We start from the raw sequence: 24,842 nt of genomic DNA, 5'->3' as shown, positions 1-24,842 counted from the left end.
GTGTATGAATAGTACTCTTAACGGATTAGCTTCTTGACCGTAACCAGCAGCTCGTCAATCACTTCCTGCTCTCCTGCCTGCATGCGCTCAATGACACAGCTTTTCATATGCCCTTCCAGCAGCAGCTTACCAACACCATTCAGCGCGGACTGGACAGCCGCAATCTGGTTCAGTACATCGTCACAGTAGGTATCCTTCTCAATCAAGCCCTTAATTCCGCGAACCTGACCTTCAATACGGTTCAACCGGGATACGAGGCTGTTCTTGAACTCTGCCGAATGATGACTTTTTCTAACTGTCTTTTCCCCGTCTGTTCCACAGTGATTCTCATGGACTTCAGTGTGGGAAACAGGTTGCTCCTCAGCCATACATCAGCCTCCTGTGTGGTGTATACATGCATTTATGCATTTGTTATATCCCTATCATAATATACCCCAGTGGGGTATGTCAACATTCCAGAAAAATGTCACTTTTTCGCCCTATTTTAAGCCTTCGCGCGTGCTTCCTTAGCAAGTACGACAAAGCTTAATAGCGCTCCAACCTCGGCTATAGCTATAACGACCGCCATCGGTACGGGGGTTGTTCCACTCCCCAAGCCTACTAGCGGTGAAGCGATGGAGCCAAGTAATAGAGGCAACAAACCAAGCATGGCGGACGCACTGCCTGCGGAGCGCTGCTGACTCTGCATTGCCAATGAAGTCGTCGTTGTACTCACAATCCCTACGCAGGAAACGACAAAAAACAGAGGAACTAAAACAGCAAACAATTGGCCTCCGGTAAAGGCTACAGTAAGCAAGCTAATTCCGGCTACAGCCGCAATTACCAGACCCGACAAGAGTAACTGTCGTTCGCTGAAGCGACCCACGAGTCTACCCGTCAACTGCGAAAACAGTACAATCCCCAAACCATTCACTGCAAAAATGATGCTATACGTCTGAGGAGAAACCCCGAAAATATCCTGAAGCACGAATGGTGAGCCAGCGATATACGCGAACATCGCTCCTGTAATCAGCGCCTGTGAGAAGGCATAGCCCATAAAGCGTCGATCGGCAAACAAGTGACCGAGTGTTCCTAGCGTCTGCTTCAAGCCACCGGATGAGCGGCGGTTAGTTGGCAACGTTTCTGGCAAACCCAATACGACGGCAATCAGCATAGCCACGCCGACTACACAAAGCACCATGAATACACCACGCCAGGAAACAAAGTTCAAAATGACACCGCCCAGTACTGGTGCAGCGATGGGGGCCACGCCGTTCACCAGCATAAGTAGTGAGAAAAAACGTGTCAACTCTTTGCCCGAGTATAGATCACGGGCTACAGCTCTGGAAATCACGATCCCCGCCGACCCCGTAAGCCCTTGAATAAAGCGAAGCACAATGAGCATACCGATATTCGGCGCAAACACACATAACAGCGAAGCAGCAGCGTACAGAATGAGCGAGATCACCAGCGGTCCTCTGCGACCCCTTACGTCGCTAAGCGGACCAGCAACGATCTGGCCAACGGCCAGTCCCAACAGACAGGCGGTTAAACTAAGCTGCGCCAGCGAAGTGGTCGTATGCAAATTGTTCGCTAATGTAGGCAGCGACGGCAAATACATATCTATGGACAACGGCCCGAAAGCACTCAATGCACCCAGGACAAAGGCGATCCATAATATTCGCGATTTGGTCATATCTGCGGCAACCATAACAGTATTGGATAACCGGTTCATAATAATAATCATCCTTTTCAAAAAAATATAAATAATTACTTCAATGTATCATGATATCACTCATTTCGTCTGGCTTCGAATAATTACACGCTAATCCGCAATTTTTTTTCAAAACTGCTATATATCAGGCAGGAATTTACCAATTTCAGGTCGAATTATACGGTAACCAAAACAAAAAATTTGTGGAATCTGGAGAATGATAATGGTCTATGATGGAGTGCTACTAGGTCTCATTGTAGGTCTGTTCAGAGGAGGCTGGCGGCAAGGTCTGATCCGTTTCAGTCAAATTCGCCTTATAGCCGGCTGGATGTTCCCCGTGCTGCTGCTGGTACAATTCATTATTTTTTATTTCCAGGAAAAGTGGGCTTGGCTGGCAGCCATTAACGGGTATCTATTTATGGGAGTCTACGTGGTTGGATTGATATTTCTCTGGTTGAACAGACATCATAAGGGATTCAAGCTTATTATAATCGGCGTATTGATGAATTTTATCGTTATGGCGGTGAATGGCGGCAGGATGCCGGTCTCGTTGAGCGCTTCGGAGGTGCTGGGTCCCTATTATACAGATATGCTTAAATCCGGAAGTGTCATCTCGAAACATTACATGATGGATGCGAGCACGCGTCTATCATTGCTTGGTGACATTATTCCTCTCTCCAAGCCCTATCCCCGCACGCAGGTAATTAGTATTGGAGATGTTGTCATGAATTTCGGGATGTTCCTGTTTATCCAAAGCATTATGGTCGTGAAGAGAACTAAGGATAAGCAGCAAGAAACCAATCCCCGCCACGCCTAGTGCACACCTTATTCCAAGGAAGGGAGGGAACCCTATGAAAAACTTGAAATACTCCCGTGTGATTATCAATGCTATTATCGTAGCTTCTGTCATAATTGCTTTGACTTCCGGTTACAAAATCGGGGGCTAGTCACCGATAAGAAAAAAAGGAAGCACAGGCTCAACAAAACAGGCTGGATTCCGGCCTGTTTTTTCATGTGAAATTTTCGATTACAAAATTGTAAATTATCCCATTCACCCCTGGTAGCTTTGACATCAAGATACGACAAGGCAGGAGAAGAAATGATGAGTATAATAAAAAAGCTGCAAGAACGGGTTACCGCGACGGGAATATATGTGTTTTTCATATGTTTGGCAGGCGTGATCGTCCTCCTGTATACGAACCAATGGTCCTTTTTGCACTATACGACAACAGAGTGGGTCACGATCTATTCCCTATTGGGAGCAGTTCTGATTCTGGAGCATTTTACATTCCAGCTACCACCGGCCAGTAACAAGCAGTCCATGGATTCCTCCGTGTATCTGGCTTGTATTTTTGTGCATGGCACCGAAATTGCTATTCTGATTTTGTTGTTAAATGTAATCATTGCCATGTTCCGGCACACAGAGCTGTCCTGGTGGAAGCATACCGTCAATTTTTCCATTTACGCCCTTTCCATTTTCCTGTCTTCAACAGTATTTGAACTAAGCGGCGGAACGCAGGGAGCTTTAAACCAAGATCATTTCGCTTCCTACCTGCTGGCGTTGATTTGCTACTTTGCGGTGAACACCATCACACTGGGCATCTACTTTTATATCGCATACAAAGGGTCCTTCAATGAGCTTAAACAGGCTTTTTTGGCTGAATCCCTGCTCGTATACTTATGTACACTCATTCTGTCTTTGGTATTGACTACACTGATTTATAACAACGGCATTTTAGGACTTTTGCTGTTCCTTGGGCTAAGCATGCTCCTGTCTCACGCATTCAAGCAAATGTTCACGCTGTATCGGGAAATCGAAGAAAAAGCGAACATGGATCGCAGAACAGGGCTATACAATCACAGCTACTTTGAAAATACACTTGAAGCTGAATTGAATATATCCCGATCCGAGAATACTCCTCTCAGTCTGGCGCTGATTGATATTGATGATTTCAAAAAATACAATGATCATTTCGGTCATCTTAAAGGCGATCAGCTACTGGGATTTCTCGGTGAGTTTCTTAAGAAGGAAACCTCCGGCACCCACATCACCGTATCCCGCTATGGTGGAGAAGAATTTACCCTGCTTATGCCCGATCATACCGCTGAACAAGCTTATGAAACAGTCAATGCTATTCGAAAAAGATTAAATGATTCTCGTTATGAGGGTGTTGAAATTTTTCCGCATGGCTGTCTGTCCTTCTCCGCAGGTATTGCACAAAGCCGCATTGACATCTACGACAAGTCACAGCTGGTCGATCTGGCGGATAAAGCCCTGTACTACGCCAAGAAACAGGGCAAAAACATCGTTCATACGCACGGAAGTTTAAATGAAGTGGAGCGCGAGGTCGATCTGGGGCAGGATATTCGCGATCTCGAGCAGCAGCTTAATTTGTTCTTGTACAAGGATATTAACACTTTCAAGCATTCCAAGCGGGTATTCAGATATGCAGCAGACATGAGCGATGTGCTTCAGCTTGGACCAGAGGATAAGCGGCGTTTCATACTAGGTGCCCTCATTCATGACATTGGTAAACTGGAGATTCCCTGGAATATCCTCAATAAAAAAGAGAAGCTCTCCGGTGAGGAATGGCAGATGGTGCAAGCGCATGTCATGTGGGGCAAACGTATTGTCGAAGCCAACGAACGATTCATAGATTTGGTTCCTTTTGTGGAGCTGCATCATGAACGTTATGACGGAGGAGGCTATCCGTTTGGCTTTAAGGGCGAGCAAATTCCACGTTTATGTCGGATGCTGACGATCATCGACTCTTTTGACGCGATGACAACCGAGCGCCCCTATCAACCCACCAAAACGTTCGAGGAGGCCATTGAAGAACTACGTGCCTGCTCGGGTAGCCAATTCGATCCCAAACTAACGGCTATTTTTATCCATTATATTCAACATAAGCAATCTGCTTTCACGGATCTCATGGAAACAGGGCTCTAGTTCCTTCATAGGCTCTTCCTCTTTGCCCCTAGCGTGGTTGAAATCGTCCTGAATTCAACCACGCTAGGGGTTTTCATATGATTGGCATTTTGTATAATGCTTATTATTTCAAATTTCATATAAATGTCATAATTCGCTCCATCTATTCACGCTATATGCACTATGATTAAGATAGGAAGGGGTTTGTCCGTATAAAATGTTACAAATGGGGATATCCTCGCTTCAAGTAATCGAGAGAAGGTGACTTCACAGGCATGTTGTACCTGTCCAGACCAGCCCGTGTGGCTTGTCTTTTATTGCTGTGTCTCCCCCTTCTGATCCTGTTTCCTCACTCTTCGTGGGCTCATGCATTTGTCATTGAATCCAGTCCGACCGAAAATCAGGTTTTGGACAAGTCGCCTTCTCAGGTGACCATCACCTTCAATGAAGATTTGCAATCTGCCTTCATGTCGATCAAAGTGACCGACGAAACAGGCAAGCGGGTCGACACAGGAAAAGCACAGCTTGACCCGAATCACAAAGCCACCATGGAAATTCAATTGATTCCAGGGATGAAAAATGGAATTTACTCCGTCAATTGGAGAGCTTTATCCGCAGACGGACATCCGGTTAATGGAGTTATTCCATTCCAAGTGGGCAGTGGTTCCAATGCGCCTACCCATCAAGCTACCGCATCTGAAGGCTCAGGGACATCACGAATCGACTTAATCGCTGTCCGTTGGTTTCTTTACATAGGACTATCGCTGCTTTTTGGAGCGATTTGTTTCCGGCTGTTCATCTCACCAAGCATAAGCCAAGACAAGAATCGAAGTGAACAGCATAAGCAAAATCAGCGGCCCTTTGAAACATTGCCCCGCTGGACTAAGCTGCTATGGAGCGGCTACGGCATAACGTCTGCCGCCATTCTGATCAGCCTGCCACTTCAGGCTTCATGGGATGCCGGGGTTTCCATCAGGAAGGGCTTCTCATTCCCGATTCTGGGAGAAGCTCTCCAGTTTACTGGAGCCGGACAAATTTGGTTTATCCAGATGATTCTCGTGCTACTCCTAAGCGTAACGCTGATTTACGCGCTGGATCACAGCATTTCGAATCGCCAGCGCCGTCTTTGGGGCTACAGCTCAGCTCTCCTAACGCTATGCCTCATGCTGTCCAAGGCCTTTGTCGGCCATCCGGCAGCGGCTACGCATCCAGCTCCAGCCATTGCGGCGGACTTCGTCCATCTCGCGGCAGCAGCCTTTTGGATCGGCTCACTTGCCGTCATGGTCGTGTGCCTGCCGGTTGCCGGAGCAGAGTTGCCCGTATCCGAGCGGGCAACTCTGCGACAAGCCGCCTTGCGCCGCTTCGCCGGCTGGGGCATTGCGATGGTGGCAGCGTTACTCGCCACCGGTATATATGGAGCCGTGCTGTACATTCCGGCTCCCTCCATGCTGCTGAACACGTCCTATGGACTCGTTCTGCTCGGCAAAGCAGCGCTGCTGCTAGTCATGCTGGTCTTCGCGGCCAGCCAGTTCCGCAGCGCACGGCAAGCGGCGGCGAGTAAGCGAGCCGCTGGGGGATTGCGTGCCGAGTTGTCCGTCGGCCTGCTCGTGATGCTGTTGACCGCGGTGCTCACTCACCTGTCACCCGGCCAGGCACCTGCTGTACCGTTTGAGGAGACTCGCACTACGGGCGAATATAACGTTACACTGGCAGTCAGCCCCAATGCTGTGGGCAGCAATGAATTTAAGGTATCCGTTCAGGATAGCAAGGGTGCTGCCGTTTCGGGAATCCAGCAGGTCACGTTAACGCTCACTCCAGCAGACCCTGACCAAGATCAACAGGAATTTGTTCTGCCCGTAAAGCAGCAACAACCATTCCGCAGTCAGGAATTGATGACCTCCGAAGGAACATGGGCGGTAAAAGTACATGCTCTGACGGCATCACTCGATGCGGTTGATGCTGAATTTACCCTGTATGTAGGCGGTAAAAAATAATTATTTTATACTTAAAAGGAGCGAAATGAATATGAATACAACGATTCAAACAGCAAAATCCAGATTTTCCAGGTTTGCAACCTCTGTGGGTCTAATTGCGGCGGGTGCCTTACTTTTTGCAGGCATGGCCAGTGCACATGTGACAGTTAAGCCTTCTATTTCACAACCTAATGCATGGGAAACGTACACATTGAAAGTACCCGTGGAAAAAAACATTCCAACCACCAAAGTCGCCTTGAAAATTCCGAAAGAGGTCGTTTTCAAACAATACGAGCCTGTACCGAATTGGAAGGTAGCCACCGAAAAAGACAGCTCTGGCAAAGTAACCACCGTGACCTGGACGACTGAAAAAGACGGCATTCAAGCGGGTCAGTATCAGCGTTTCAGCTTTGTAGCGCAAAATGCAGACCAGAATACCGCAGCAGCCTGGGACGCCTTCCAATATTATAGTGACGGAAGTATTGTGGAATGGACAGGCGACGAAGGAAGTAACAACCCTCATTCCATTACCGAAATCACGGCGGAAGCCACGTCCGCAACCCCTGCCGCAGACAGCGGACACGATTCAGCGGGTATGGCAGCAGGCCACGCGAGCACAGATACGACTAAAGATAGCAGCAGTCCCGCACCTGCTTCGAACAATGCTGTAGAAGCTGCCCCTGCTGCTTCTGCTCCTGCCAGCTCTACTGCACAAACGACAGCACTCGTCCTCTCGATCATTGCAGTCGTTCTTGGTGCCGCAGCTGTCGGCATTGCACTCAAGCGCCGCAAGTAATCTGGGTTACGAATGAAGTTAAGATCGTTTTAAAAAGAAAAAGCTGACACCTAGTTAAAGGGGTCAGCTTTTTTGTATGAAAGAACACGATTAATATTCAGCTTTAATACATATTCAAATTCATCTCATCCTATTATTTCACATTCACCTTTCTATCATTTTTTTGGTAAAATGGTAGATACCTCACGATTCTAACATGATAGCATTGCAATCTATTGAGCATAGGAGATCATAGGATGAAAATCGTAAATAAGGCTCTGTTATCTAGCGCTATTTTCCTGAGTACCGCAGCGGGCATCTATAGCCCCTTGGCACAAGCCGAGACCGGCAAGATCAGCATTATGCTGGACGGATATCCATTACCGTTCCCCGTACAACCTGCCATGATGAACGGCACGACCATGGTTCCCTTTCGCGCTATTTCTGAGGCTCTCGGCATTACAGTGAAATGGGATCAAGCCAGCCAAAGCATCACTGCTACCAAAGCGCAAGGCTCTGCTACCAAACAGGTGGTTCTAAAGATGGGTAGCCGCAATGCCACAGTGGACGGACAAACGGTTCAACTAACAGCCGCTCCGCAAACCGTGCACGGCAGCACCATGATTCCGCTGGGCTTTTTCGGGCAGCAGTTTGGAGCCACGGTGAACTGGAACCAGGGAACACGGACGGTCTCCATTACATCGCCACGTGAAGCTATGTATACAGTAGGCTTCTATGCGCTGTCTTCCTTTGACCAAAAATCCAAAATACCGGATTTTAACGCAGTTGCCTTCGGCTGGAGTCGAATTGATACGAACGGACAATTTACGACAAACGGCAAGGAATACAAATGGCCTCAAGCCGCTGGAACCGTAACGCCGGAGTCCATTGTGCAGGAGGCAGACAGCCAGGGGACTTCCCCTTACCTGATGGTCTATTCCGGAGATGGCAATCACGAACTGACCAAGGTTTTGGAAAATGCGCAGCTTCAAGAACAAACCATTTCCCAAATCGTCAGTACCGCCACCGACAAACAATTTAAAGGCATTACGCTAGATCTGGAAGGATTGGGCTGGAGCGGCGATAAAGCTAAAGCGCGTTCAGACTACAACGCCTTTATTCAAAAGTTATCGGCCAAAGCGCATCAGGCTGGACTCAAGCTCACCGTCGTTCTACATCCGCTGAACAGCTCTTACTCTGGCTATGACTACAAAACGCTGGGCAATCTGGCGGACGATCTGATCATCATGGCCTATGATTACGGACAAAAGGCTACGCCTGAGCCTTTGGATAAAGTGGATGAAGCCATACAACTGGCCTTGAAGGAAACCTCGCGCGACAAGCTCATTTTGGGGATTTCGATGGGTAGTGAAAAAGATAGCACCGTTAACGCCAAGATCGGTTTAGCCAAACGTTATGACCTCAAAGGAATCGCTATCTGGCGCTTGGGCATCATTGGAGAAACGGCTTGGGCGCAGATGAACGAAGCCATCGAGTTTAAATAAGTGCACATTTTATCTAAATAACCCAGACCTTATTCCGCCCGCTAATGATTTCTTATGCGTCTTCTATGAAATCATTTGGCGGGCTTTCTTTATGCCCTTTAACAAAAGTGCTTGCCTGATTTGGAAGTTGTCGTCACAGGCTCGCAACCCTGTTCTCCATAGAAGATCCCCCAGTCTCTCATAAAATCCAGCAACGGCCTTAACGTATCTCCCAACGGGGTAAGCGAGTATTCCACACGCGGTGGGTTCTCATTATAAATTTCACGGTGCACAATGCCATCTCTCTCCAGTTCACGCAACTGCAAGGTTAGCATCCGCTGTGTAATATTAGGCAAGGTCCGTCGAATTTCGTTATAGCGCCGCGGTCCTGTCGTCAAATGATACAAGATGACTCCCTTCCACTTGCCGCCTATAACCCCGACGGTTTTCGCTACCGGACATCCAAAATTAACGCTAACTGCATGTTCCATCTCCTGTGCCATGTATACCCCTTCTTTCTGTAGAATGTGTAAACCAATAGCCCCAGACGTATGACAAGGAACAAATATGTGCGTACTTGTTCCCTGCAAAAGCTTTCTATATGATAACTATATATTCGATATCAGCTCTCATTATAGTAGCAGAAAACCCATAGAGTACCAACTAAACCCATATCAAAAGGAGTACATTTTATGTCTAATACATCAGCTAAAAAACAGGAAATTCTGGACGCCTTTCTGTTCAGGCACGCCACGAAAGAATTCGATCCCAATCGCATCATACCAGAAGAGGATTTTCAGTTCATTCTCGAAACCGGGCGACTTTCTCCAAGCTCCGTTGGTTTTGAACCATGGCAGTTTGTAGTTGTACAAAATCAGGCATTGAGAGAAAAGCTGGCTGCAGTTTCCAGCGGCGGTCAAAAGCAGATTCCTGCGGCTAGCCACGTCGTCCTGATTTTGGCGCGCAAGGATGTTCGTTATGATTCTCCTTACGTGGAGTATATGTATAAAGAGGTTAAAGGTATGTCTGAGGAGGACTTTGCCTCACTGCCAGGCCGCTATAAGATTTTCCAGGGTGAAAATCAACGCTTACTGGAAAACGAACGTACGTTATTTGACTGGGCTTCCAAGCAAACCTACATTGCCTTAGGCAATATGATGACAGCGGCGGCTCAGATCGGTATTGATTCCTGTCCAATTGAGGGCTTTAACTACGATCAGGTGCATGCCATTTTGGAGGAAGAAGGACTGCTAGAAAACGGGCTGCTCGATATTTCAGTCATTGCTGCCTTCGGTTATCGCGCTCATGAACCCAAGCGGGAAAAATCCAGACAACCGCTGGAAAAGGTCACCCGCTGGATTCTGTAATCTAATATCCCGAGTCTCTCCCCCAAGCACTGAACACTGAAGCATCAAAAAAGCGGGCTTGCGGCACTTCATCTGAATGATGAACATACCGCAGCCCGTCTTTTTTAGGTCACTTCAATCTCTATTAAAATACCCTTGGAAGCCAGGTTATCCAGGCACTCCTTCATATACTCATCGTCATGCTCCACATATGCACCCGCGCCTGCCAGTTCCTCACCCAGCTCCGCCTCCCAAGGCTCACACTGCTTACCGCGATACAACGGCTGTTCCCATAGTGGATCAACATTGTACCCTCTGCTTTTCATTTCGTCCATAATGAGCCTATGATAGCGCACCAGCAGCATTGGGTGATAATCGAACACATAATTCACGGTGGCGTGTGGCTTGCCCCACCCATTCCCGCGCAGGGCACAGCACTCACGATGTTGCCCCAACAGTTGCGGACGGGGTAACCTGTCGATTAAATGTTCATGCCAAAGCCTCATGCTTCCACAACCCTATCTGTAGCTTTTTCTGGTCTATTGGATTAGCATACGGATACCTGTCAGCACAATGCCGATCAGGAAGCCTGTAACTGCGCCGTTAATACGTATCCACTGCAAATCCTGTCCCAGTTTGTCCTCCATCAGTGCAATCAGGGATTTGTTATCCATTTTGTCTACATTTTCGCGTACCAAGTTACCAATTCGACTATGGTTGGCTTCCACCAGTCCAGTAATACCTTCCACAATTCGCACATTGATCTTGTCCAGCAGCTCGGTATTCCCTCTTAAATCAGTCAGCATCCGATCCAATAGCGGTAAAATATAGGTCTGCACATAGCTTCCGTCTTCCATGTAGTCCAATAAGCGTATACGCAGTTCTTCCATTTTGCCCAGCACTGACGCATCGCCTTCCCAGGCTTCAACAAGGCTATCCTTCCAGCCGTTCAACCCTTCCTGAACCGTATCTTTCGTCGCCAATCGGGTCACCTGTGTTCTCAGACCATCCAGCACGGCCTGGCGGCGCGGGTGCTCTTCCCTTTGCAGTTCTGCTACCTGATCCAGCAGGAAATGACGAATCATTTCACCCATACGCTCTTCGTTCAGATAGCCGAGGAATGCGTTCAAGGCAAACTGCATCAGCCCGCTCACCTGCAAACCACTAACAGCCTGCATCCCTAAGGTGCCCAGCGTATAACCCGTTTCGGGTCGCAAAAGCCAGGACTCTGCTTGCTCCAGCGTGTAATCCAGTGCGCGGCGATCATAGCCCTTCTCGCTGGTCTGACGAGCAAGCGCCTCTAGCAGCGGTCCGGTGTCAAAGTCAGTCACCTGCCGCTTGAGCTCTGCCACGATGACCGGAGCCAATTCCGCGAGCGGGAGCGACTGGACGAGACGCTTGGCAAGAACATCTATGGATGCCGCCGCCTCCGGCGTGCGCATTCCTTTTTCCACACCGCCCAGTACCAAATCGGCCAAACGAATATCTGCAATTTTAGACGCAATGCTGTCTTTGTTTAGCAGGTTATTTTCCACGGTACTCACCAATGCATTCGTGAGCTTGTCCCTATTTTTAGGAAGCAGCGCCGTATGTGGTATCGGAATGCCTAGCGGATGACGGAACAAAGCAGTGACAGCGAACCAGTCTGCCAGTCCCCCTACAAGTCCTGCCTCAAAAGCTCCGGCTAATAAACGAGCCCAGCCATATTGCTGGAAGGGCAATGTGGCTGCAAAGCCTGCCCCTAGAATAACGAGCGACCAAGCCGCTGCGGTTTTCGTACTTTTTGGTTTTCCCATCCTGTAATCCTCCAAACTGACTGTCGAGTAAGTAAAGCACTATACCTGTATTACCCATCATATCATTGCCCGTGTCATTTCCAAAGTTGAAAGCACTTTTGATGAAACGCGCAAGGGCACTTTTTGCGTAATTTTTTATGCATATATCTCTCTTTTTTACATTCATGTTTGTGAACAAAATCACAGCACTGGGCCCAAACTCTTATTTTCAATAATAAGCCTTACGAACCATTTTAACAAAACCAAGTCCCAATTTTTTTAAACCGAAAGGAGAAGTGAACAAGAAAGTTGAATGGGCATAAGATACCTTTTTTCAGTACCATTTTGGTATTTGACCTCAGAAAGGATTTGAATCCATGATAACCCCAGATTCTTTCAACAGCATTCGACTTTTTCATATGGATTATCAGATTAAATATCCATAAAAAGCGAGACTCCCATAAAGCTCACACACATAATTTGATATATAGACATATTTGTTGTGATAAAATAAACTTTTATAAATAGGAAATCATGTTTAATCAGCCATTATATATTGGTAAATCAAACCAAGATATGCTAGATAAAATTGCTTTTTTGTAAAGGAATTGAATATGACAACAGACCAAAAAAACAACGTGGGCCTCTGGAATGGCGATCCGGTCGTAATTGTACGCACTCCCTCCGCTTTTGCCAAGCAATCCCTTTTATATATCCAGGAATTAGGCTACTTTCAAAAAACTTCTGCTTTTACGATGGAAAGGAAAGAACTTGCCTCTTTTTTGCTTGTCTTTACGTTGTCTGGTAAGGGAGAATTACTGTACCGGGACAAGAAATATATCATAAAACCTCAAGATTTGTTCTTTATTAATTGCGAGGAATATGTTCAATACAGCACCTCCGGTCATGAATCCTGGGAGTATATCAGCCTGTACCTGTATGGCAACCTGATCGAAAATTTTTACGAACAATTTGCCAAGCATAATAAACCGGTCATTTCCATGCATAATCCGCATATTATATTGGATAAGCTCCATGCTCTGATTTGCGGGCAGTCTGACAGAAGTCTTTCCGCTGAGCTGCTAACGTCCAGGCTCATTGGTGAAATACTAATGTGCATTTTGCAACATCCCTATGATCATCCGCATGTGAATGCTGAAACCCTCAGCGAAGTACGCCGGGTACAGCAATATTTGGATCAGTCCTACTGTGAGCGAATAACACTGGACTCGCTGGCAGACATGTTTGAATTAAACAAGTTTAATCTGGCTAAAAATTTCAAAAAGCAGATCGGTTTCTCTCCGATTGATTATCTCATTAATGTCCGTATCACAGCCGCTCAAAGCTGGCTTAAAACCAGTGACATGTCCATTGTGGATATCGCAAGGTACGTAGGGATTCCCAATACGAGCCATTTTATTAACCTATTCAAGGAGCATGTAGGAGAAACACCTCATTCCTTCCGCAAAAAATGGGGGAACCGTTCCAAGTTGTAAATGAGAGGTTACATGAAATCAGTTTGATAGATGATAGACGCACAAGCTATTCAAGTTAATGGCAAAACTGTCGAAAGGCAGTGACGCAAAACTATAGGGCCTTCCTATCCGGATGGCAGCCAGCTACCAGATGAACGAGCTTTTTATTATGTCTTTTTTACATAGATCCATCACAAATTGCTATGCCTCTCTCGAAGAAAGCCCTGATCGCTATGATCAGGGCTTTTTTTCTATTGGGATAGTCATGTCAGCCTAGCATGCTGAATATACTAATTTCGAACGAAGCATTACCATATTACGATGAATAGGAGAATCACTTGGAGCATGAGAACAAAAATAAATGTAATGATCATTGCCTTATTGCTCATTGTCCAAAGCTTTTTCAGCGCAACGCTGGCTTACGCAGATGCTCCAGCCCCAGAACTGCCGCAGAGTGCTGTATCTGATCCTACACCTACCGTTACAGATGCTGTATACGTTGTCCCAAACCTTGAACCTCCTGGGGAGATTCCTTCAAACACGGTCCCCTTCGTTCAAGGAGCAGTCAGTTCAAAGTCTCAACATGATGCAGCTCCGCAGAGCATATTAACGAAGTTGAGCCTGACCGACGAAGCAGGGCGTGTCATTGATGCGGTATATAGTCCAGACAGCCAATTCGACATCGGATCAGCCATCCAACTAGGCTATGAATGGGAGCTTCCTGACAATACCTATAAGTCAGGGGACACCTTCACCTTTCATTTACCAGAACAGTTTGTCATCTACACTGATATCTCATCTCCGTTAGTCACTACCGATGGAACCGTGGGATACTTCACAGTAGATCGTCAGGGCAAGGTTATCATGACCTTTAACCAATATGTAGAGAATCACTCCAATGTCAGCGGCAAACTACAAGTTAAAACCGAGTTTACGAAAGAAACGGTGAAAGGCAGTACAGAGATCATCATTGCGATTCCGATCAAAGGCGGGGTACAAACGGTCATCGTGAATGTAAAACCCCAGTCAGGGCCAACCCTAAGCAAACAAGGGAAAATAGAGGGCACCAATCAGATCGACTGGACCATTGATGTGAACAAACAACTAAACACCGTAAAGCATGCCCTCATCACCGATCCAATTCCTTCAGGGCTGGAACTCAGAAGAGACTCTATCCGGCTCTATCATCTACAAGTCAATATCGACGGCTCGACCGTTGTTCGAGACCTAGTGAATGCAAGTGAATATGCCATTGAAGCAGATCAAGCCGGGACAGGGTTTGTGATTCGTTTTCAAGACGATAGCATTAACACGGCCTATCAGATTCAATATTCCACGCGTATTATTGGCGATAAAACTCGTTTCTCCAACACAGCAACGCTTTCAGGAGATGCGATAGAGAACGTTGTTGCTACCGCTACTGTTCAGGTGGAACGTGGTGAATTTTTGTCCAAAAAGGTTGAAAAATATGATTATGCCACACAAACACTCTCGTGGGCCATAAGATATAACTTTAGCGAGACAAAAATCCCCGAAGCCAAAGCTCTTTTAATTGATCATTTCAATAAAACTCAAGAATTGCTGCCCGGTTCTTTGAAAGTATTTAAGGGAAACACACTGGAGGAGCTCCCATCGTGGGCGTATACTGTCATCCCAGTTGATTATCCGGACCGCAACGGCTTCAAACTTCAATTCAACTTCGACGTAGATTCAGCCTATACCATCCGATACCAGACTCAAGCCAGAGGCCGTGTCTATGATAATGGAAAAGTTATAAACATCATAACCTCGGATGGAACGCAGAAGATTGTATCGACGGAAATCATAAGCGGAGTTATGACTAAAATGTATGACACACCCAATTACAACACCAAAATCATACCTTGGGTGATTACCATCAATACAGACTTGTACATCATGAAAAATATTGTCATTCAGGATGTGTTTCCAAACGGGGGCTTGGCTTTGTTACCGGACACCCTGAAAATTCAAAGTGTTGACGGAACAACGGAGCTACGTGCGCCCACGGATTATGAGCTGGTTCCGCTATCACAGGACTATAAACAAGGATTTACGCTCATTTTTCATAAAGCCATTCAGAAGGCTTATACAATCAAGTATTCAACCACCTATAATAATGACTGGAAAACGGATACGACGAAGCCCGAGTTTCGTAATAAATCCCATATAGAATACCAGTTTGAAGACGGAGAAAGATCATCGCAAGGAGTGGAGTGCCCGATCTGGCCGGACTTTATGACACAACGAAACGGTGCCAAGCAAGGAAGCTATAATGCAACCTCCAAGCTCATTACCTGGGACATTAAAGCTAACTACAATCGCAAGATTCTGAATCACGCGGAAGTGAGAGACCCCTTGTTGCAAGGTCAGAAGTTACTGCCCGCCTCCGTAAAAGTATACGATATGACCTTGCTGGGATGGGGGGATGGCGTACAAAAAGGGGCTGAAATCCCAGCAGATCAATACACCATTATTCCTCCCTCCGAGCAAAATGGTAATGAATTGCGTATCCAGTTCAAGGAGCAAATACAGACTCCCTACTGGATTACCTTTCAAACTTCATTGGAAGGAGAACTGATTGAAAAAGAAATCCACAATCAAGCCCTTCTACTGGATGGACAAAAAACAGTCTCTGAATGGGCAGCGCAAGTCGCGGTACCTCATGGCGGAGAATATGTATCTAAAGTCGGTACACAAAATGGAAATAAGATCGATTGGAGCATCCGCATCAATGAAGGACAGTCCCATGTATCCAACGCTAAAATTATAGATCAGCCTAGCAACAATCAAATCCTAATTGAGGATTCCTTTCATTTGTACTCTACAATAATCGCTGCCAACGGAAATACCACCAAAAGCACCGAGTTGATTAGAAACCAAGATTACAAGCTGTATATCAAGACAGACGCTCAAGGCCAGCAAACTTTTGAAGTTACTTTTGCCAAGGATATTTCCACTGCTTTTATACTTGAATACCAATCGTTCATTCATGCTGAAGACAAAGCCAAGGTGAGTAATAAGGTTGCCTTTGAGGGGGATCGCTTGACGACAGAGATGCGGGAAACCAGCCAGGAAATCATCGTACGAACGTCTTCCGGCTCCGGTTCTGGCGGGGGTGTGACCGAAAGTCTTGAGCTGACCAAGGTAGATCAGGATATGCCTGACAAGGTACTGCCTGGCGCACAGTTTGCGCTCTATGATAAAGGTCAAAAAAGAGCCCCGCTCATTCAGACCACCAATGCGGAAGGCAAAATCATCTTTTCCTCCTTGCTTCATGACGATTATATCTTGGAAGAATTGGCAGCACCGGAGGGCTATAAAGTCACCGAGGGCAAGCTCGAGATCAAAATAGACGCAACACTGCGACAAAGCTCTGGTGTAAAGAGGGTTGTGATCACCAATCGTAAAGAAAAGAAAAACGAACCAGGAACGCCTACTCATCCAGACCCTTCACCCCCGTCCGGAGGCTCAGGTAAAAAACATGACAAAGATCCGGAAATACCCGATACTCCGTCTATAACCGTTCCTCCGTCATTGCCAAAGTCTCCGGAGGACATAGTCCCTCCACAGGAGGAACCTGCGCCTATACCGCCGGAGCCGGAGCCGCCAGCCGTCATGCCTCATCAAGATCCTCCTCCTCCGGTGGATTCGAAAGACGATCCCGAACCTAAGATCCGTCTCAAGGTTCCGGGAAAAGAACCTGAAGATCCGGAGGATACACCTGCGGTACACCAATTGCCCCAAACAGGTGAAGGCAGCCCCGTTCCGTTCTATTTGACAGGCATAGCGATGGTTATATGGGGCGTATTTTTGAAATTCACACGAACAAACAAAAAATAAAACCGATCACCTGCCCTGATCTCCCGACTCATTCCCGATTGGAATGAGTCGGGAATGGGGCATTTTTCAAAAAATATGTATAATCCGTACTTTGCTTAGGGGAGGCGAGATTGCTGAGTCTGCGTAAACTTTCCTACGTATTTATTGTGTTAGGCTTACTTTTTATTTTGTTTCCTAAAGCGATGGAATGGAATGAGGATCAGGAACAAAGCAAGCTATTAAAAGCAGCAGAGCTACCATCTGGAAAAAGCGACGCGCTATGGCCCCCAGTCTTACGGACAGCTATGCTCGCTTGTCCACTCGTCTTACAGAAGTTCCGGTTAGTGAAGCACGACAAAATACTTCCCCATCCCCTGCTCCCATGGTAAGCGCTAATGAACAAACTCCCATAGCCACTATTAGTATAAGTCGTATTGCTTTAAAGCTCCCTGTATTGGAAGGCGCAACGAGGATAAATATGAGACACGCGGCTGTACATATGCCGGAAACGGGGACGCTGGGACAAGCAGGGAATGCCGCCATTGCTGCTCATCGAGCCCGTACCTCTGGACGTTTATTTAATCGTCTAAATGAATTGAAGATCGGGGATAAGATTGTTGTTAACGCTCGGGGTAACCAATATGTATATAGCGTTTATAGCCTGAAGGTGGTCGATCCTACGGACGTGTCTGTTCTGAAAAGCTTCAAAAAACAAAAGCTGCTTACACTGATTACATGTGACCCTCTCGTAAACCCCACCCATCGTCTCATTGTTCAGGCGAAACTAAGCACCTAAAGCTATTTTAAAGCCCTATTTCTATGAGTAAACATAAATCAGGCGGGCCATTCCTGTTCATTACAGAAATACACCCGCCAATGCTCACATCATGATTCAGTTGGATTCTTGGCAATCAGCTTGAAATCATCAAAGTGGAATCCTGGTGCAACCACACAGGTTACCAGCACGGGCTCATCCCCAAGCGGACGTGCCGTTTGCCATACTGCTCCTGGAACGAGTGCTTGTGGATGCTGTCCTGCCTCCACATCCGCACCGACGATAATCACAGTTTCTTCACCAGGCTCTTCTCCACTTCCACCCAATTTCAACTCTACAGGGCTTCCGCTATGATATAACCACAGCTCATCAGAATGGACCACATGCCACTCGGAGAACTCACCCGGATGCAGCAAGAAATACGTAGACGAAGCTGCAAAGCGCGGACCGGAATACACATCCGGCAGTACAGGCTTCGGAATTTGGAAATGGGCCTTCCACATCTCTTTGTACCAGCCGCCTTCTGGATGGGGCTCCATGCCCAATGCCGTTACTAGCGGTGAAATAGCTTTCGTCATTGTCTAACCTTCCTTTACCCTAAATTCCTTCTTCCCTACTGTAAAACATAGCGTTGCTTTTGTCACGTTTCTCCCTTGGCATGTCGAGGATCAATAGTTTATGTCAAATTTAATAACATAAAATTACGGATATTTATTCGTTTTCAACATATAAATAACAGTTTACTAGCAAAAAACACACCAAAATACATTACACGTAAAGTTTAGTGACATAAAATCTTGTTTTTTATTGTAAGCTTATAGTATCATGAGAGAAATTTTTAAATTCTAATAGAGCTTGATCATGTCAATCCGTCTACTAAGCTATGTATCCAAGCCTAAAAAGGGGTGAGCTCTCTGATCCAGTTTCGCAACGTCAACAAGCATTACGGTCACTTCCATGTACTCAAAGACATTAATCTTCAGATTAAGGAGGGCGAGGTCGTCGTAATCATCGGTCCCTCCGGCTCGGGTAAAAGCACCCTGCTTCGCTGCATCAATCGTCTGGAAACGATATCGGATGGGGAGCTGATCGTTAACGAGATCCCTGTACATGACAAAAAGATTGATATTAATGCCTTCCGCCGCAATATCGGGATGGTGTTCCAACATTTCAATCTGTATCCCCACAAAAAGGTGATTGAAAACATTGTACTGGCACCTATGAAGGTACTGGGCATCTCGAAAGAAGAAGCTACTCAAACAGCCATCACCTATCTAAAGCGCGTCGGAATCGAAGAAAAGGCACAGAGCTACCCCGCCCAATTGTCCGGTGGACAGCAGCAGCGGGTCGCGATCGCCCGTGGGCTCGCGATGAATCCAAAAATTATGTTGTTTGACGAGCCTACTTCAGCACTTGATCCCGAAACGATCGGAGAGGTACTGGATGTTATGCGCTCGCTCGCCCATCAGGGCATCACAATGGTCATTGTCACTCATGAAATGGGCTTTGCACGTGAAGTGGCGGACCGCGTGATTTTTATGGACAAAGGACAAATTTTGGAAGACAGCCAACCTGTCGAATTTTTTCAGAATCCGGGTGAAGAACGGGCTCGCCTGTTCCTGAGCCGTCTGATTCATCATTAATAGACTACCAATGTAGCGTAAATCGAAAGGGGAATGTTCTGATGAGAAAAAGATTTCAATGGAGTACTTTGGTGCTGGTAGCTTTATCTTGTCTGCTCGTCTTGGCAGGCTGTGGAGGCAAAGAAGGAGCGGCAACGTCGGGGAATGAGCCGGCAGCAGCCAACGGGCTGGAAGCGATCAAACAGCGTGGCAAACTGGTCGTTGGTGTGAAATACGATACCAAGCTGTTCGGACTGAAAGACCCGGCTAGCGGAAAAGTAGAGGGCTTTGATATCGACATCGCTAAGGCTGTAGCCAAACATATTTTTGGCGATGAAACCAAACTTGAACTAAAAGAAGTCACGTCCAAAACACGAATCACCTTATTGCAAAACGGGGACATTGACGCCATTATCGCGACGATGACCATTTCGGATGAACGTAAAAAGCAGGTTGATTTCAGCGACGTCTATTTTAACGCCGGGCAATCTCTGCTTGTGAAAAAGGGGAGCCCCATCACCGGGCTGGAGTCTCTGACCCCGAATACCAAGGTGCTCGCCGTGAAGGGCTCTACTTCCGCCAAAAATATCCGTGAAAAAGCACCTGAAGCAACGATATTGGAATTCGAAAACTATCAGGATGCTTTCAACGCCCTCAAAGCAGGTAAAGGAGAAGCCTTGACTACGGATAACTCTATTCTGCTCGGCATGCAGCAGCAAGACCCGAATTATACTCTTGTAGGCGGGAACTTCACAGAGGAACCTTACGGCATTGCAGTGAAGAAGGGGCAAACCGAACTGCTACAAGCTATTAATGATACGCTCAAGGAACTGAAAAGCAACGGTGAATACAATAAGCTCCACGAGCAATGGCTTGGGGTTAAACCCGAATAGTATTCTTGTGAAGGAGCCGCGATTGCGAGCTCCTTCCTTTCTTAAGTCTGGATAAGGAGGTAAATTCGCAGATGCTTACTTTTGATATCAACGTACTTTTCGATCATAGCGACCGTTTCAGAGAAGGCTTGCTTCATACCGTTCAAGCTAGTGTCATTGCCTTGATCGGAAGCTTTATTCTGGGGGCTATTATTGCCATCCTCCGAATTGCGCCTTTTAAATGGCTGAACTGGATTGGTACCGTCTATGTAGAGGTCATCCGCAATATCCCATTGCTGATCGTCGTACTGTTTTTTTATCTCGGGCTTCCTACTTTGGGCATCCCTTTGGACGGATTCGTATCTGGAACGCTCGGATTGACTGTATACACAGCCTCCTTTATTGCTGAAGCCATACGTGCCGGCATTCAATCTGTGCCCAAGGGGCAATTTGAAGCGGCAAGGTCCTCCGGGTTGAGTTACAACCAGACGATGATCAGCATTATTTTACCGCAAGCCATCAAAATTGTACTGCCTGCGATCGGCAACCAATTCATTAATCTGGTCAAAAACTCTTCCGTGCTGGCTATTGTGGCCGGACTGGACCTAATGTATTACTCGGACCTCATTAACTCGGATACCTTCCTGCCCATCACAGTCTACGCCATCACGGCGCTGTTGTATCTTATCTTGACGGTTCCGCTTAGCTTTCTTGTACTTTATATGGAACGGCGTCTGTCCAAAACATCCTAAGGAGGGAAGCCCGTATGGATTTCGGTGGATTGTTTGTGTGGCCTAATGTGCGTTTTATACTGGAGGGCTTCCTGCTCACACTGGAGGTTGCTATTTACTCTATCGTGTTCAGCTTCGTTCTTGGTATCTTATTCGGCATTCTGCGCTATACCCGCTTACCTGTTATTTCACAGGTTGCAGCCTTTATCATTGATCTCATTCGCAATCTTCCATTATTGCTCATTATTTTCTTCATCGGCATGGTTTTACCATCCATCGGAATTTCGATTTCCCTCAAGTGGGCAGCCATTACAGGCCTGTCGATCTTCGAGGGAGCCATGATCGCCGAGATTGTGCGCAGCGGTCTGAATTCGGTCCATAAAGGACAGGTGGAAGCCGCACGTTCCTCCGGTTTAAGCTATTCTCAAACCTTATGGCATATCATTCTGCCCCAAGCGCTTCGTCGCATGGTGCCCCCGATTGTCAGCCAGTTCATTTCCCTATTCAAGGATACCTCACTGGCTGTCATTATCAGTTTGCCGGAGCTGACGCATAACATTCAGATTGTCGGTGGGCAAAATCAATCTTTTGTCATTCCAGCCCTGCTGTTCGCAGCTTTCCTGTACTTTGCTGTCAATTACAGTATGTCACTGATTGCACGCAGGCTGGAAGTTCGTACACATTAAAGCTCCTGATACTCATCAGGGTTGCCACTAGTTGGAACGCACTGTTAGTACAGCTTGTATCTTTTCAATCAATCGCTTCAACGCTTCTCCCTGATAACGGCCAGACTGATAAATCAACTCTAGCTGACCCTGGAGCACGCCGCACAAAATAGGTACAGTGCAAAATTGTGAGCGATCCAATTCTGCCGCAAGGGACTCCGTCTGTAGGGTTACGGCAAGTCCCTCCTGTACCCAGCGCAGGATTGAAGGTATGGAATTTGTCTCCAAGACGGTTGCAAAGGGATACCCGCGATCACGGAAGCACTTCTCAATCAGTTTCCTGCCGGGATGACACTCTGGCTGCATCGCCCAGGGTACATGCCTCAATTCGTCCAGCGTAATGGAAGTACGGTTGGAAAACACATGCTCTACCGGAACAACAAGACAGTATTTCTCCGTACGAAGAGGAAGCTGGACAAGCCTTTCATCCGTACCCGAATGCAGCGTAATGCCAACATCCACTCGGTTATCCAGCAGCTGTTCTGTTACATCAAATGATGGATGGATGTGCAGGCTGACTTTAGGAAATGACTGATGAAAATGGATAAGCATTTCTTGCAATGGTTCCTCCAGCTCCGGTAATGCGATACCAATCCGCAAACTCCCGCGTTGCTCGGTGCGCAACTCCTCAATGGAAGCCTTCGCTTGCTGTAAATCCTTGAGCGCATGTGCACTATGTTGCAGCAACAATTTCCCGGCATCTGTCATTTTTATTTTCTTGCCTGCACGGTCAAAAAGCGTCATGCCCAATTCCTCTTCCAACGCCTTAATTTGCAAGCTAAGCGTGGGTTGGGAGATTCCGATCTTTTCCGAAGCTTTCGTAAAATGCAGTTCCTCGCATACGGCAATGAAGTATTGAAGCTGACGTATTTCCGTCTTCCTTCTCTCCCTTCGAGAATCCCCAGAATGATTGCATTAAAAGGTCAAAAGAAGCGCAAAATCGGATCCATCCGGTTCGCGCTTCTTCTTCAGGTTGTTGCGCTTTTTTAGATTATTGGGCTACTTCGGCTTTTTCCGCAGTCAACGTAATATTCGCAAACGTGTCTGCATCATACTCCTTGCCACGGGTAATATCGTAATTGGCTACCCGATTATTCACTGCCTCCAACGAGTAACGGAATAACGTCGGCACGATTGGCGCCTCCTCGCTCATATACGCCTGCCACTGATTGTATATATCTTTACGATAATTGTCGTCAAAGGCTTTCACAGACACCCCTTCCTGCAACAGCTTATCATTCTCTTCACTGGTAAAGCGCGAGTAGTTAAAGCTGGCTCCGCGTCCATACAGCCCACTAGGGTTTACATCTGTACCTGTACTCCATGCGCCGCCAAAAATATCAATGCCGGGGTCATCCTTCTGCACACGATCATAGAAAGAATTGAACTCAAGCAGACGACCGTCCACCAGCTCGACATGAAGTCCGACATCCTTCCAGTTTTGCAAATAAAACTTTGCCAGCGATTCAGCTGTCGCATCTCCGCTCATTGCCGCATAATGGAGCACCAGTTCCTTGCCCTTAGGGTCCTCACGGTATCCATCTCCATTGGTGTCCACATAGCCTGCCTCGTCCAGCAGCTTTTTCGCCTTGTCCGGGTCATACGCGATGCCCTTTGCATTTATATCATGATATCCCTTAAAGGCAGGCGGAATCAGGGATGTTGCTGGAATCCGAAGTCCATGATAGAGCTGCTTGCCGACCTGCTCATTATTCAGCGCATAGCCGAGGGCCTGACGCAATGACTTGTTCGCCAGCTTGGCGTTCGGGTCCATGATATTTAGATTCTTGGCCTGATCGAATTTGCCCATCTTAAAGCCCACATAGCTATAAGATAATTCCTCCTGACCGAGAAACTGTACATTTTTCGGATTACTGGCCTCATTGTAACGGGTGGTTGGATAGCTGGCCCAATCGACTTCTCCACTTTTCAGCGCCTCGGTAATGACATTCGGGTTCACCACCTTCAGATGAAGGCCATCTAACTTGGGCTCACCGTGGAAATAATATCCATTTTTGACGAATTCCACAGATTCACCTGTGACCATAGATTTAATTTTGAACGGTCCATAGCCAATCGGATTTTTACGGACAGGATCAGATCCGGCCATATCTTTCACGGGGATATTCTGAAATACCTTTTTCTCCAGTGGCGTAGACCAAAGTCCCGATTTCACCGAAGGATTAGGTTCCTTGAAGTGAATGGTAACCTCTTTCTCATTCAGCACCTTGATGCCAGAAATGGTTTTGGCCTTACCCGCGTGATAATCCTCCATGCCCACAATGTTGGTCATAAAGCTATCATAACGCGGACCTTCGTAGTCTTTATGACCGATCACTTCATAGGAAAAAGCATAGTCCTCCGCCGTTACGGGATTACCATCTGTCCAGTTCAGTTTGGGATCAATTTTTACAGTCACCGCCTTATTGTCTGGGGAAAAGGAAATCGTCGCCGCTCCTTTATTGTCAATATTTAGATTGGAGTCAATCGAAAACATAGAAGGGTAGAAAAACTGGAAGACTTCAAAATCAGGATTGCCTTCATAAAATACAGGATTCAGAATACCTTCAAAAGGGGTATCAGACACGAGTGCATAATTGATGATGCCACCCTTAATCGGGGCCTTATCGTTCTTGATCGCCTTCTCCAGCGCTGTGGCATTCACCTGCTTGCTGTCGGACCCTGTGCCGCCTGTACCGTCAGACGATTTCCCTCCATTCGAAGCGGAAGGCGAACCGCTGCATGCGGCCAGAGAAAGCACCAAAATTGTAGATAGAACAGGCAGAATTCCTTTTTTCCAGTGTTTAACCATTGTAAATCCCTCCTT

22 protein-coding genes, 1 pseudogene and 1 riboswitch are annotated in these 24,842 nt (G+C 46.9%); of the genes and pseudogenes, 14 read left to right on the top strand and 9 right to left on the bottom strand.

Features of this window, described 5'->3' with window-relative positions:
• Window positions 1-17 precede the first annotated feature (17 nt).
• The gene (locus ACUUJN_RS02220; RefSeq protein WP_013308456.1) at window positions 18-368 is read right to left on the bottom strand and encodes a metal-sensitive transcriptional regulator; all 351 of its coding nucleotides are present in this window, start codon (window positions 366-368) and stop codon (window positions 18-20) included.
• Between the two features lie 116 nt (window positions 369-484).
• Window positions 485-1,714 (bottom strand): multidrug effflux MFS transporter, encoded by a 1,230-nt coding sequence (locus ACUUJN_RS02215; protein WP_023986696.1) that lies wholly within the window; start codon window positions 1,712-1,714, stop codon window positions 485-487.
• A gap of 202 nt (window positions 1,715-1,916) precedes the next feature.
• Between ACUUJN_RS02215 and ACUUJN_RS02210 the strand changes: the two genes are divergently transcribed.
• The 5 genes from ACUUJN_RS02210 to ACUUJN_RS02190 all read left to right on the top strand — a co-directional run bounded on the left by ACUUJN_RS02210 (window position 1,917) and on the right by ACUUJN_RS02190 (window position 8,875).
• Complete coding sequence (locus tag ACUUJN_RS02210; protein ID WP_025723384.1) at window positions 1,917-2,510, top strand: DUF5317 domain-containing protein; 594 nt, start codon at window positions 1,917-1,919, stop codon at window positions 2,508-2,510.
• Window positions 2,511-2,792: 282 nt separating this feature from the next.
• Window positions 2,793-4,643 carry a bifunctional diguanylate cyclase/phosphohydrolase gene (locus ACUUJN_RS02205; RefSeq protein WP_484669217.1) on the top strand — a complete coding sequence of 617 codons (1,851 nt, stop codon included), beginning with the start codon at window positions 2,793-2,795 and terminating at the stop codon, window positions 4,641-4,643.
• A gap of 254 nt (window positions 4,644-4,897) precedes the next feature.
• Entirely contained in the window at window positions 4,898-6,616 is a 1,719-nt protein-coding gene (locus tag ACUUJN_RS02200) for a copper resistance CopC/CopD family protein (RefSeq protein ID WP_484669216.1), read from the top strand.
• Between the two features lie 31 nt (window positions 6,617-6,647).
• On the top strand, window positions 6,648-7,391 hold the full coding sequence (locus ACUUJN_RS02195) for a YcnI family copper-binding membrane protein (protein ID WP_069080870.1): 744 nt from the start codon (window positions 6,648-6,650) through the stop codon (window positions 7,389-7,391).
• Between the two features lie 236 nt (window positions 7,392-7,627).
• A complete protein-coding gene (locus ACUUJN_RS02190) occupies window positions 7,628-8,875 on the top strand; it encodes a stalk domain-containing protein (protein ID WP_023986691.1) in 1,248 nt (415 codons plus the stop codon).
• 98 nt (window positions 8,876-8,973) lie between these two features.
• Here ACUUJN_RS02190 and ACUUJN_RS02185 read toward each other — a convergent pair whose 3' ends face one another.
• A complete protein-coding gene (locus ACUUJN_RS02185) occupies window positions 8,974-9,357 on the bottom strand; it encodes a winged helix-turn-helix transcriptional regulator (RefSeq protein WP_023986690.1) in 384 nt (127 codons plus the stop codon).
• A gap of 189 nt (window positions 9,358-9,546) precedes the next feature.
• On the opposite strand from ACUUJN_RS02185, the gene ACUUJN_RS02180 reads away from it, so the two are divergent.
• Window positions 9,547-10,221, top strand: coding sequence for an NAD(P)H-dependent oxidoreductase (locus tag ACUUJN_RS02180; RefSeq protein WP_028541224.1), 675 nt, complete (start codon window positions 9,547-9,549; stop codon window positions 10,219-10,221).
• Between the two features lie 104 nt (window positions 10,222-10,325).
• Here ACUUJN_RS02180 and ACUUJN_RS02175 read toward each other — a convergent pair whose 3' ends face one another.
• Both ACUUJN_RS02175 and ACUUJN_RS02170 read right to left on the bottom strand, forming a co-directional pair.
• A complete protein-coding gene (locus ACUUJN_RS02175) occupies window positions 10,326-10,706 on the bottom strand; it encodes a TIGR02328 family protein (RefSeq protein WP_023986688.1) in 381 nt (126 codons plus the stop codon).
• A gap of 33 nt (window positions 10,707-10,739) precedes the next feature.
• The gene (locus ACUUJN_RS02170) at window positions 10,740-11,996 is read right to left on the bottom strand and encodes a DUF445 domain-containing protein (RefSeq protein WP_068941032.1); all 1,257 of its coding nucleotides are present in this window, start codon (window positions 11,994-11,996) and stop codon (window positions 10,740-10,742) included.
• A gap of 593 nt (window positions 11,997-12,589) precedes the next feature.
• Here ACUUJN_RS02170 and ACUUJN_RS02165 point away from each other — a divergent pair.
• The 4 genes from ACUUJN_RS02165 to ACUUJN_RS02150 all read left to right on the top strand — a co-directional run bounded on the left by ACUUJN_RS02165 (window position 12,590) and on the right by ACUUJN_RS02150 (window position 18,086).
• Window positions 12,590-13,471 carry an AraC family transcriptional regulator gene (locus tag ACUUJN_RS02165; protein WP_023986686.1) on the top strand — a complete coding sequence of 294 codons (882 nt, stop codon included), beginning with the start codon at window positions 12,590-12,592 and terminating at the stop codon, window positions 13,469-13,471.
• A gap of 50 nt (window positions 13,472-13,521) precedes the next feature.
• Window positions 13,522-13,602, top strand: a riboswitch (cyclic di-GMP riboswitch).
• Window positions 13,603-13,795: 193 nt separating this feature from the next.
• Entirely contained in the window at window positions 13,796-17,311 is a 3,516-nt protein-coding gene (locus ACUUJN_RS02160; protein ID WP_484669215.1) for a collagen binding domain-containing protein, read from the top strand.
• A gap of 110 nt (window positions 17,312-17,421) precedes the next feature.
• Complete coding sequence (locus ACUUJN_RS02155) at window positions 17,422-17,679, top strand: hypothetical protein (protein ID WP_484669779.1); 258 nt, start codon at window positions 17,422-17,424, stop codon at window positions 17,677-17,679.
• Window positions 17,571-18,086 (top strand): class D sortase, encoded by a 516-nt coding sequence (locus tag ACUUJN_RS02150; RefSeq protein ID WP_484669214.1) that lies wholly within the window; start codon window positions 17,571-17,573, stop codon window positions 18,084-18,086. Before ACUUJN_RS02155 ends, ACUUJN_RS02150 begins: the two co-directional genes overlap by 109 nt.
• Window positions 18,087-18,175: 89 nt before the next feature.
• Here ACUUJN_RS02150 and ACUUJN_RS02145 read toward each other — a convergent pair whose 3' ends face one another.
• Window positions 18,176-18,643, bottom strand: a complete 468-nt coding sequence (locus tag ACUUJN_RS02145) for a cupin domain-containing protein (protein ID WP_013308442.1) — start codon at window positions 18,641-18,643, stop codon at window positions 18,176-18,178.
• Window positions 18,644-18,970: 327 nt separating this feature from the next.
• Here ACUUJN_RS02145 and ACUUJN_RS02140 point away from each other — a divergent pair, with 327 nt between their 5' ends.
• From ACUUJN_RS02140 to ACUUJN_RS02125, 4 genes are all read left to right on the top strand, one after another.
• A complete protein-coding gene (locus tag ACUUJN_RS02140) occupies window positions 18,971-19,708 on the top strand; it encodes an amino acid ABC transporter ATP-binding protein (protein ID WP_028541228.1) in 738 nt (245 codons plus the stop codon).
• Window positions 19,709-19,749: 41 nt separating this feature from the next.
• Window positions 19,750-20,580, top strand: coding sequence for a transporter substrate-binding domain-containing protein (locus tag ACUUJN_RS02135; protein ID WP_028541229.1), 831 nt, complete (start codon window positions 19,750-19,752; stop codon window positions 20,578-20,580).
• Window positions 20,581-20,651: 71 nt separating this feature from the next.
• Window positions 20,652-21,311, top strand: a complete 660-nt coding sequence (locus ACUUJN_RS02130) for an amino acid ABC transporter permease (protein ID WP_023986681.1) — start codon at window positions 20,652-20,654, stop codon at window positions 21,309-21,311.
• 14 nt (window positions 21,312-21,325) lie between these two features.
• On the top strand, window positions 21,326-21,976 hold the full coding sequence (locus ACUUJN_RS02125; protein ID WP_028541230.1) for an amino acid ABC transporter permease: 651 nt from the start codon (window positions 21,326-21,328) through the stop codon (window positions 21,974-21,976).
• 27 nt (window positions 21,977-22,003) lie between these two features.
• Here the strand turns inward: ACUUJN_RS02125 and ACUUJN_RS02120 are convergent, their stop codons facing one another.
• The 3 genes and pseudogenes from ACUUJN_RS02120 to opp4A all read right to left on the bottom strand — a co-directional run bounded on the left by ACUUJN_RS02120 (window position 22,004) and on the right by opp4A (window position 24,827).
• A complete protein-coding gene (locus ACUUJN_RS02120) occupies window positions 22,004-22,759 on the bottom strand; it encodes a LysR family transcriptional regulator substrate-binding protein (RefSeq protein WP_254664456.1) in 756 nt (251 codons plus the stop codon).
• Between the two features lie 6 nt (window positions 22,760-22,765).
• Window positions 22,766-22,846, bottom strand: a pseudogene (locus ACUUJN_RS02115) (LysR family transcriptional regulator); the annotation flags it as partial.
• Between the two features lie 160 nt (window positions 22,847-23,006).
• Window positions 23,007-24,827, bottom strand: coding sequence for an oligopeptide ABC transporter substrate-binding protein (gene opp4A / locus ACUUJN_RS02110; RefSeq protein WP_484669213.1), 1,821 nt, complete (start codon window positions 24,825-24,827; stop codon window positions 23,007-23,009).
• Window positions 24,828-24,842: the final 15 nt, after the last annotated feature.

The organism is Paenibacillus sp. LRG-1 (assembly GCF_057220305.1).
The sequence above is the reverse complement of the archived record's forward strand: the minus strand, read 5'-3'. Positions and strand labels throughout refer to the sequence as shown.